The organism is Mycolicibacterium arseniciresistens, from assembly GCF_030519285.1.
In the GTDB taxonomy this organism is placed as follows: domain Bacteria; phylum Actinomycetota; class Actinomycetes; order Mycobacteriales; family Mycobacteriaceae; genus Mycobacterium; species Mycobacterium arseniciresistens.
Window position 1 is genome coordinate 1 of the sequence record NZ_JAUMSQ010000289.1, and the last position, 9,614, is coordinate 9,614.

Below are 9,614 nucleotides of genomic sequence, written 5' to 3' on the forward strand. Positions count from 1 at the left end.
CGCCGCGGAATGGTTGTGCGGGCCGACGACTTGCTGACCAGCCTGCTGACCGGCTTGCTGGCCGGCCTCGGGCGGGCCTGCCGCGCGTCGGCCGCGGCGACGCCCGCGGCGCCGTCGTGGTTTGGCCTGTTCGCCTTCCGACACCCAAGCGATAGTAGCTGCCACCTGGTATACGTCCCGGCCGCACTCACCGGTCGGTGCAGGACCGTTACCGTCTAGGCTCATCGAACGTGTCCGACTCCGCTGCTGACCTCGAACTGCTGGCCGGTGCGGTCGCCGCGCTCCGCCGGCACGATTCGCTGCTGCGCGAGCTCGGCGCGGTGTTCGCCGATGCGGGTCACGACCTGTACCTGGTCGGTGGCAGCGTGCGCGACGCACTGCTCGGCCGGCTCGGCACCGACCTCGACTTCACCACCGACGCGCGGCCTGCTCAGATGCAGAAGCTGCTGCGCGGGTGGGCGGACGCGTTGTGGGACACCGGCATCGAGTTCGGCACCCTCGGCGTCGGCAAGGACGGTCACCGGCTGGAGATCACCACGTACCGCGCCGACAGCTACGACCAGGTGTCACGCAATCCCGAGGTGCAGTTCGGCGACACGCTCGAGGGCGACCTGGTGCGCCGCGATTTCACGGTGAATGCGATGGCGGTGCGCATCACCGCCGACGGCATCGGCGAGCTGCACGACCCGCTGAACGGCCTGGCCGCCTTGCGGTCGCGGGTGCTCGACACGCCGTCGGCGCCGGAGGTGTCGTTCGGCGACGACCCGCTGCGGATGCTGCGGGCCGCGCGGTTCGTGTCGCAGCTGGGGTTCGGCGTCGCGCCGCGGGTGCTCACCGCGCTCACCGAGATGGCCCCGCAGCTGGGCCGGATCACCGCCGAGCGGGTGGCCGCCGAGCTGGACAAGCTGCTGCTGGGCGACGATCCGGTGGCGGGCATCGACCTGATGGTGCAGACCGGGCTCGGTGACGTGGTGCTGCCCGAGGTGGGCGCGATGCGGATGGCGATCGACGAGCACCACCAGCACAAGGACGTGTACTGGCATTCGCTCACGGTGCTGAAGCAGGCGATCGACCTCGAGGACTCGCCGGACCTGGTGCTGCGCTGGGCGGCGCTGCTGCACGACATCGGCAAGCCGTCCACCCGCCGCCACGAACCCGACGGCGGCGTGAGCTTCCACCACCACGAGGTGGTCGGCGCGAAGATGAGCCGCAAGCGGATGCGCGCGCTCAAGTACTCCAAGCAGATGATCGACGACGTCTCGCAGCTGGTGTACCTGCACCTGCGGTTCCACGGCTACGCCGACGGCAGCGGGACCGGCCGCTGGACCGACTCGGCGGTCCGCCGCTACGTCGCCGACGCCGGACCGCTGCTGTCGCGGCTGCACAAACTGGTGCGCGCCGACTGCACCACCCGCAACAAGCGGCGGGCGGCGCGGCTGCAGGCGAACTACGACGACCTGGAGCACCGGATCGCCGAACTGGCCGCCAAGGAGGATCTGCAGCGGGTCCGGCCCGACCTGGACGGCAACGAGATCATGCGGCTGCTGGACATCCCGGCGGGTCCCGAGGTCGGCGAGGCGTGGCGGTATCTCAAGGAACTGCGGCTGGACCGCGGGCCGCTGGACCACGACGAGGCCGTCGACGAGCTGCTCGCCTGGTGGAACACCCGCCAGAACACGTAGGGAACCGCCCGCCACGGCGCGGCGTCTGACCCACATGGAGTACTGCCTCGGCGACGGTGACGGGTCGGCAACCATGTGGACTGCGGCGCCCGACGTCGACCTCGACGGTGACGGCCGGCCGGACGCGGTCGGCCTGGACTTCGACGGCGACGGCCGCCTCGACGACGTGATGGCCGACCTCGACGGGGACGGCCTCGCCGAGCAGGCCGCCCTCGACCTCGACGACGACGACCGCGCCGAGGCGCACTTCACCGACGACGGCTCGGGGACCTGGCTGCTCAGCGTCGACCGGGCCGGTCAGGTGCGCTGGTTCGGGCTGGACGGCGCCGAGCAGGTGGGCGGTCCGCTGGTCGACGTCGATGCCGACGGTGAGGCCGACGACCGGCTGGCGGACAGCGACGGGAACGGCCTGGCCGACCGGGCGTTCTCCGAGGGTCTCGCGCTGGTGGACACCGACGCCGACGGCCGGTGGGACGTCAGGCTCACCGACTCCGACGGGGACGGGAAGGCAGACGCCGCCACCGAGCTCTGAGCAGCCGCCTTGACGGGGCTGTCACTTAGTGACACAGTCGAGATGTCACTAAGTGACACCGAGACGGGAGACGACTGCGTGGACACCGACGCCAAGCGGCTGACCGTCTCGCGGCACGCTGCGGCGCTGTTCTGGGAGAAGGGAGTGTCCGCCACCAGCGGCGACGACATCGCCGCGGCCGCGGGGCTGTCCACCCGGACGATCTGGCGCTACTTCCGCACGAAGGAGAGCTGTGTGGAGCCGCTGCTGGCGCGTTCGGCCGACCGGTTCCTCGAGATCCTGCACCGGTGGCCGCTCGAACTGTCCCTCGGCGAGCACCTCGCCCTGAACACCGCCCGGCATCCACTCGACGAACAGGGCATCGAGGACGAGTGGAGCGGTATGCGCATCAGCACCATGACCGAGTCCGAACCGGCACTGCGCACGGCCTACCTGATGGTCCACGACCGGCTCGAACGGGGCCTGATCCCGGTGGCCGCCGAGCGGTTGCGCCTCGCGCCGGACGATCTCACGGTGCGCCTCTGCGCCGCCGCCGTCACCGGCGCGTTCCGCGTCATCGACGAGGACGTCAGCAGGGCGATCATCGTGGACAACCGCAAGGTCACCCAGGCCGAGGCCCTGGCACTGATGGACCGGGCGATCAACGATGCCACCAACGGCAGGCTCGGTGGCCCCGTGACCACCTGAGCCATCAACCGCCACAACCGAATTCCGCACTCCGCCCGGTCTCACCGCCGAGGCGGTCGATGGCGCGCGCCGCCGTCAACAGAAAGGACCGACATGCCACTGCCACCACCGATCACCGTCGAGGAGCTCTTCAGCCCTCCTGTGCGCGCCCGCGCGACGATCTCCCCGGACGGCACCAGGATCTCCTACCTCGCGCCCTGGCGGAACCGGCTCAACGTGTGGGTGCAGCGCACCGACTCCACCGACAACGGGCGCTGCGTGACCGCGGACGCGAACCGCAGCGTCATGGGCTCCGACTGGACCGGCGATTCCCGTTGGCTGCTCTACCTGCAGGACACCAACGGCGACGAGAACTGGCACGTCTTCCGGGCCGATCCGGACGAAACCGATTCGCCCGCGGTCGATCTCACACCCTTCCCGGGGGTGCGGGCGTTCTATCAGCTGCTCCCCGGCCGGCCCGGCACCGCGATCGTCCAGATGAACAGGCGCACTGTCGAACTGATCGACGTCTACGAGCTCGACATCGCCACCGGCGAGTTGACGATGCTCGCCGAGAACCCCGGCAACGTCGCCGCGTGGGTGGTCGGTGGTGCAGGCACCGTCCTGGCCATGGCGACGCTGCCCAACGGCGACATCGAGATCCAGCAGTGGGAGGGTGCGGCAGCGGGACTGCGTCGGGTCGCGGTGTTCGACGGGGCCGACCACCCGCTCGGGATCTTCCCGTTCGACATCACCCCCGACGGCACCGGAGTCTGGTTCGGGTCGAACCGCGGCACCGACCGCACCCGCCTGGCCCACCTCGACCTCGCCACGGGCAAGGAGACCGAGGTCGACAGTGACCCCGTCCTCGACCTGGACACCACCGGTCTGGTCGTGCCGTTGTTGCCGTCGCCGCTGATCCAGGACCGCCGGACCGGCGAGCTGATCGGGGTCCGTTACCAGGGTGAGCGGCGGGTCATCCGGGCGCTGAACCCCGGCTTCGCCGCCGTGCTGGAGAACCTGATGAAGCTGTCGGACGGCGACCTGGCCCTGACGTCGTCCGACGACAGCGGGCAGCACTGGGTGGTCACCTACTTCCACGACCGCGAGCCGGGCTTCACCTACTACTACGACCACGGCAGCGGTGAGAGCCGACTGCTGTTCCGGCCGCTGCCCCACCTCGACCCGGCCACGCTGGCGCCGATGACACCGGTGACCGTGACGGCGCGAGACGGCTTGGCGTTGCCGTCGTACCTGACACTGCCGGTCGGTGTCGAACCGGCCGGGCTGCCCACGGTCTTGGTCGTGCACGGTGGTCCGTGGGCCAGGGACAGCTGGGGCTTCGACCCGACGGTGCAGCTACTCGCCAACCGCGGATATGCGGTGCTGCAGGTCAACTTCCGCGGCTCGACGGGCTTCGGCAAGGCCCACATGCAGGCCGCGGTCGGCGAGTTCGCCGGCGGCATGCACGACGACCTCGTCGACGCCGTCGAGTGGGCCGTCAAGGAGGGCTACGCCGACCCGGACCGGGTGGCGATCTTCGGCGGTTCCTACGGCGGATACGCCGCGCTGGTCGGCGTCACGTTCACCCCCGACGTGTTCGCCGCCGCGATCGACTACGTCGGGATCTCCAACCTCGCCAACTTCATGCGGACCCTGCCTCCGGGCGCCCGGCCGCACCTGGCCGCGAACTGGCACCGCTATGTCGGCGATCCCGACGATCCCGAGCAGGAGGCCGACATGCTCGCCCGCTCGCCGATCAGCCGGGTGGACCGCATCCGCACCCCGCTGCTCGTGGTGCAGGGCGCCAACGACGTCCGCGTCGTCAAGGCCGAGTCCGACAACATTGTCGAGGCGCTGCGGGCGCGGGGCGTCGAGGTGGAGTACATGGTCAAGGACGACGAGGGCCACGGCTTCCTCAACCCGGAGAACCAGATCGACCTGCACCACGCGGTCGAACGCTTCCTCGCCCGGCACCTCGGCGGGAGGACGCCGACGGTCTAGTCGCGACCCGCGCCCGGCGGGCCGGCGAAGGCCTGCGCGATGGTCAGCCACGTCTCGGCGTCGGCGCCGTCGGCCCGCACGTCGAGCTCGGCGCGCGGGCGGCGCTGCGTCACGAGGTAGCAGAAGTCCTCGGCCGAACCGGTGACACGCTGTTCGGCGTCGGGCGGGCCCCAGGTCCACGACGACCCGTCGGGTGCGCGTAGTTCCACGTGAAACGGTGCCGCAGGAACGGGCAGTCCGTGCACGGCGAACGCGAAGTCCCGGGTCCGCACGCCGATGTGGGCGATCGACCGCAGCCGCGCCGTCGCCGGGCGCGTCACACCGAGCGCGTCGGCCACGTCCAGGCCGTGCGCCCAGGTCTCCATCAGGCGTGCGGTCGCCATCGACGCGGCGCTCATCGGCGGGCCGAACCACGGCAGCTTGCGGCCCTCGGAGACGCCGAGGAGTTCGTCATGCAGGCGGGCCCGGGTGTGCCGCCAGTCGGCCAGCAGCTCGGCGGGCGCGGTCATGGCCAGCTCGGCGGCGCCCTCGTCGACGAAGCCGGTCGGATTGGTCGCGGCGGCGCCCAGCACCTCGGTGAAGGCGGCCTCGTCGGTGACCGAGAGCAGCGCGACCCGGTCGGTCCACAGCAGGTGGGCGATCTGATGGGCGATGGTCCAGCCCGGTGCGGGCGTCATCCGGGTCCACTGCTCGGCGGGCAGGTCGGCGATCAGCGCGTCGAGGTCGTCGCTCTCGGCGCGGAGATCGGCCACCACCGCCGCTGCTGCCGCCATGCCGGTCAGGTTAACCAGCCGGCGTGCGGCGCCCGACGGCGGCGTGCGCGGCCAGGCCGAGCAGGTAGACCACCGACCCCGCCACGGCCAGCGCCGGCGCGTGCCCGCCGGGCGGAATGAAGAAAGCGGCCACCGTGATCGCCCCGATGAACGCCACCCAGAACAGCGAGTCCTGCACGGTGAACACATGGCCGCGCAGCGCGTCGTCGACGTCGATCTGCATGGCGCTGTCGGCACACAGCTTGACGACCTGACCGGCGATGCCCAGCAGGAACCCGCACGCCACCATCATCGGCAGCTGCAGACCGGCGCCGGCGAGCTGGACCACCACCGCGAACGCGAGCGCGCCGTTGGCGGTGGCGTAGCGGCCCCACCGGCCGACGGCGGGTGGGGTGAGGAAGTTGGCCAGGAACTGCCCGACGGCGCCGGCGGAGAGGAAGCTGACCGCCGAGCCGAGCCCGGCGACGGCCTGGGTGTCGCTGTGCCGCACGATCACCAGCACCAGCAGAGTGTTGATGCCGATCGCCATCCGGTGCGCGGCGAGCCCGGCGAGCGTCGCGGCCACCGTGCGGACGCCGACCGCGGTACGGATGCCGTGCACCCAGCCGGTCGCGACGGCGTAGAGCGCCGACCCGTGGATCGACCGGACGCTCTCGTGGGGGCCGAGCACGTTGGGCGAAAAGCGCACCGAGAGCAGCAGTGCGAATGCCACGGGCGCGGCGACCAGGAAGATGATCGTCGATGCGCCGGTGTCGTCGTCACCGAACAGCCAGCGCAGCAGCAGCATGAAGACGGCGCCGGCGAAGGCGGCGATCCCGCCGACGGCCGTCGCCACCGAGTTCATCCCCACCACCCGATCGCGCGGCACCACGTCGGGCAGCGCCGCCGACATGCCCGACGAGACGAACCGGGTGAACCCGTTCGCGATCAGCGCGCCGAACAGGATCGGCAGGTCACCCACTCCCGCGGCGAGCATTGCACCGACGCCGAGCACCAGCAGCAGTCTGCCGACGTTGGCGCCGATGAGGACGACGCGCCGGTCCCAGCGGTCGAGCAGCGCGCCGGCGAACGGACCCAGCAGCGAGTACGGCAGGTACAGCACGGCGAACGCGCCCGCGATCTCCCACGGAGTGGCGGCTCGCTCGGGGTTGAACAACAGGGCGCCGGCGAGCCCTGCGGCGAACAGCCCGTCGCCGAACTGGCTGACGGCGCGGAGCTCCAGCAACCGCCGGAACTCCGGCAGTGCCCGCACCGACCGCCACACCATCCGGGCCGGACGCGAGTCGACCACGGCGAGATCACGTCCTCTACAAACAATGGGGGAGCGGCAACCCGGTCCAGCGTACAAATCTTCGCCCGCGAGGCGGTTGTTGGCCACGTCGGCCAGCGGTCGATGCCATGATGGAGTCGTGGCGCAGTCAGAGGATCCGGAGGATTTCATCGCCCCCGCTGCCCACCGGGTGCGCGCGGGAACGCTGCTGCTGGCGAACACCGATCTGCTCGAACCGACGTTCCGCCGCAGTGTCATCTACGTGGTCGAGCACAACGACGGCGGCACCCTCGGTGTCGTGCTCAACCGGCCCAGTGAGACCGCCGTCTACAACATCCTCCCGCAGTGGGCGAAGCTCGCGACCAAGCCGAAGACGATGTTCATCGGCGGCCCGGTGAAGCGGGACGCCGCGCTGTGCCTGGCGACGCTGCGGGTGGGGGTCGAGGCCAACGGCACGCCGGGGCTGCGGCACGTACAGGGCCGGATGGCGATGGTGGACCTCGATGCCGACCCGGATTCGGTGGCGCCGCTGATCGAGGGGGTGCGGATCTTCGCCGGGTACAGCGGCTGGACCATCGGCCAGCTCGAGGGCGAGATCGAGCGGGACGACTGGATCGTGTTGTCGGCGTTGCCGACCGACGTCCTGGTCGAGCCGCGGGTGGACCTCTGGTCCCGGGTGCTGCGGCGTCAACCGCTGCCGTTGTCGCTGCTGGCGACCCATCCGATCGACATCAGCCGCAACTGACGACGGTCAGGAGGCGACGCCCTCGGCCTTGGGCATCGCATGCCGTGGCGCAGAGGCTTCCGTCGGCCAGGTGTAAGGATCTTCCGGCGGTATCGGGCTGCCCAGCAGGAAGGTGCGGTCCGTGCGGCTGGCCCTCGCGATCGTCATCAGCCACGTCGCCAGCGTGCTGACACGGTTCTGCACGCCGGTGAGGAACGCGATGTGGATCACGCCCCAGCCCACCCAGCCAAGGAAGCCGGCGAGCTGGATCGGTCCCGCCTCCAGCAGCGCGTGCCCGCGGCTGATGTAGGCGGCCGAACCAAGATCGCGGTAGCGGTAGGGCTTGCGCTTCTTGCCCTCGAGGTCGCGCCGCACACACGCGGCGGCATGCATCCCGCCCTGCATGGCGTTCTCGGCGACGCCCGGTAGCCGGTCGCGGCCGACGAGGTCGCCGATCACGAAGATCTCCGGATGGCCGGGCACGGAGAGGTCGGGCTCCACCGCCATGCGTCCGGCACGGTCGGACTCGACGTCCAGCACCTCGGCGAAGCGCCGGGCGAACGGCACCGCTTCGACGCCGGCCGTCCACAGCGCGGTGCGCGCGGCGTAGTGCTCGTCGGGGCCGCCGTCCTTGGGCGAGACGGTGACCTTGTCGCTCAGCACGTCGGTGACGTGCACCCCCATGTGCAGTTCGACGCCGAGCTCTTCGAGCGTCCTGGTCGCCTTGACGGCCAGCCGCGGTGAGAAGCCCGCGAGCACGCGCTCACCGCCGTCGAAGAGCAGGACGCGGGCCTCGGTCGGTTCGATGCTGTGGAACTGGTTGGCCAGGGCCCGGGTGGTGATCTCGCGGATCTGACCGGCCAGCTCGACGCCGGTGGGTCCGCCGCCGGCCACCACGAAGGTGAGCCAGCTGTCGCGCTCGGGTCCCGGCGGAAGGGTCTCGGCGATCTCGAAGGCGCAGAACAGCCGCCTGCGGATGCTCAGCGCGTCGTCGAGGGTCTTCATCCCGGGCGCGAACTGGGCGAACTCCGGCTTGCCGAAGTAGGACTGTTGCATCCCGGCGGCGAGGATCAGCACGTCGTAGTCGACGGTGAACGTCGATTCGTCGGGGCGCCGGGCCGTCACCACCCGCGCGTCCGGGTCGAGGTCGACGGCCTCGCCGAGCAGGGCCCGCACGTTGCGGTACTGCTCCAGTTCCTCCCGCAGCGAGCGACTGATCTGCCCGATGCTCAGCGTGCCGGTCGCGCACTGGTAGAGCAGGGGCTGGAAGACGTGGCAGGCCGCACGGTCGAGGAGCGTGACGTCGACGTCCAGGCGGCCGAGCCGGCGGGCGCAGAACAGGCCGCCGAAGCCACCACCGATGACGAGTACTTTTGTGCGTTCGCTCACAGCAGGAGGCGTACCCAGCGGCCTCGCGCCTTACGCGCGGGCCTGGTCAGTGGCAGGACAGCGTGCACGCCGCGCACGAGCCGGCGCAGCCCGACCCGTCTTGGGCCGTCGCGGCGTTGCGTGCGGCGGCGAGTTTGGCGCTCTGCCAGCAGCCTGCGGCGACGGTGCCGACCGCACCGACCACGCAGACGATCACCACCAGCAGTGCGGTGTGCGGTTGGGCCGCCAGGGCGACCGTCCCGCCGGCGGCCAGCATGACCGCGGCGGCGAGTTGGGTGGGCGCGACGGTCCGCAGCACCTGCCGCACGGGGTCGGCGGGCCGGGGATGGGTGAGCAGCCAGAGGCCGACGCCCGCGATCGCGACGGCGGCGCACAGACACAGCACCGCGGTGATCAGCATGGGTCACACGATACGAAACGCGGGTAAGGCCCGCTCAGATGGGGCGCCCCCCGGGCGCCAGGCTTCGCCCGGGGGACGTCGTCTTCTAGCCCGCCAGTGCGGACACTGCCGGGGTCCTGGGCGGCGCGGGCACGACCGGCGGCACCGCCGGGGCCGCAGGTGCGGCGGGTGACG

At 71.1% G+C, this 9,614-nt stretch carries 10 protein-coding genes; 6 read left to right on the top strand and 4 right to left on the bottom strand.

The features are described 5' to 3' along the window. The 5 genes from Q2100_RS25800 to Q2100_RS25820 all read left to right on the top strand — a co-directional run. Positions 1–219: hypothetical protein (locus tag Q2100_RS25800; protein ID WP_302916357.1), on the top strand; the 219-nt coding region annotated here is incomplete at its 5' end. An 11-nt stretch (positions 220–230) separates the two neighbouring features. Next, a complete protein-coding gene (locus tag Q2100_RS25805) occupies positions 231–1,682 on the top strand; it encodes a CCA tRNA nucleotidyltransferase (RefSeq protein ID WP_302916358.1) in 1,452 nt (483 codons plus the stop codon). A gap of 34 nt (positions 1,683–1,716) precedes the next feature. Further along, on the top strand, positions 1,717–2,214 hold the full coding sequence (locus Q2100_RS25810; RefSeq protein ID WP_302916359.1) for a pullulanase: 498 nt from the start codon (positions 1,717–1,719) through the stop codon (positions 2,212–2,214). Between the two features lie 42 nt (positions 2,215–2,256). Further along, positions 2,257–2,901: a TetR/AcrR family transcriptional regulator gene (locus tag Q2100_RS25815; protein WP_302916360.1), complete on the top strand. Its 645-nt coding sequence runs from the start codon at positions 2,257–2,259 to the stop codon at positions 2,899–2,901. 93 nt (positions 2,902–2,994) lie between these two features. Beyond that, on the top strand, positions 2,995–4,884 hold the full coding sequence (locus Q2100_RS25820) for a S9 family peptidase (RefSeq protein ID WP_302916361.1): 1,890 nt from the start codon (positions 2,995–2,997) through the stop codon (positions 4,882–4,884). Here Q2100_RS25820 and Q2100_RS25825 read toward each other — a convergent pair. Both Q2100_RS25825 and Q2100_RS25830 read right to left on the bottom strand, forming a co-directional pair. Next, entirely contained in the window at positions 4,881–5,657 is a 777-nt protein-coding gene (locus Q2100_RS25825) for a TIGR03084 family metal-binding protein (RefSeq protein WP_302916362.1), read from the bottom strand. The genes Q2100_RS25820 and Q2100_RS25825 overlap by 4 nt on opposite strands. A gap of 10 nt (positions 5,658–5,667) precedes the next feature. Next, positions 5,668–6,948, bottom strand: coding sequence for an MFS transporter (locus Q2100_RS25830; protein ID WP_264012897.1), 1,281 nt, complete (start codon positions 6,946–6,948; stop codon positions 5,668–5,670). A gap of 118 nt (positions 6,949–7,066) precedes the next feature. Here Q2100_RS25830 and Q2100_RS25835 point away from each other — a divergent pair, with 118 nt between their 5' ends. Continuing rightward, the gene (locus tag Q2100_RS25835) at positions 7,067–7,672 is read left to right on the top strand and encodes a YqgE/AlgH family protein (RefSeq protein ID WP_264012898.1); all 606 of its coding nucleotides are present in this window, start codon (positions 7,067–7,069) and stop codon (positions 7,670–7,672) included. A gap of 6 nt (positions 7,673–7,678) precedes the next feature. Here Q2100_RS25835 and Q2100_RS25840 read toward each other — a convergent pair whose 3' ends face one another. Together Q2100_RS25840 and Q2100_RS25845 are read right to left on the bottom strand one after the other, a co-directional pair. Beyond that, positions 7,679–9,040, bottom strand: coding sequence for an NAD(P)/FAD-dependent oxidoreductase (locus tag Q2100_RS25840; protein ID WP_302916363.1), 1,362 nt, complete (start codon positions 9,038–9,040; stop codon positions 7,679–7,681). A gap of 46 nt (positions 9,041–9,086) precedes the next feature. Further along, positions 9,087–9,440: a hypothetical protein gene (locus tag Q2100_RS25845; RefSeq protein WP_302916364.1), complete on the bottom strand. Its 354-nt coding sequence runs from the start codon at positions 9,438–9,440 to the stop codon at positions 9,087–9,089. Between the last annotated feature and the right edge of the window lie 174 nt (positions 9,441–9,614).

Bases quoted from the DNA above. Each gene is read 5' to 3' on its own strand.
- Q2100_RS25810 (WP_302916359.1), top strand. From the start codon at position 1,717: ATGGAGTACTGCCTCGGCGACGGTGACGGGTCGGCAACCATGTGGACT.
- Q2100_RS25815 (WP_302916360.1), top strand. From the start codon at position 2,257: ATGTCACTAAGTGACACCGAGACGGGAGACGACTGCGTGGACACCGAC.
- Q2100_RS25820 (WP_302916361.1), top strand. From the start codon at position 2,995: ATGCCACTGCCACCACCGATCACCGTCGAGGAGCTCTTCAGCCCTCCT.
- Q2100_RS25825 (WP_302916362.1), bottom strand. From the start codon at position 5,657: ATGGCGGCAGCAGCGGCGGTGGTGGCCGATCTCCGCGCCGAGAGCGAC.
- Q2100_RS25845 (WP_302916364.1), bottom strand. From the start codon at position 9,440: ATGCTGATCACCGCGGTGCTGTGTCTGTGCGCCGCCGTCGCGATCGCG.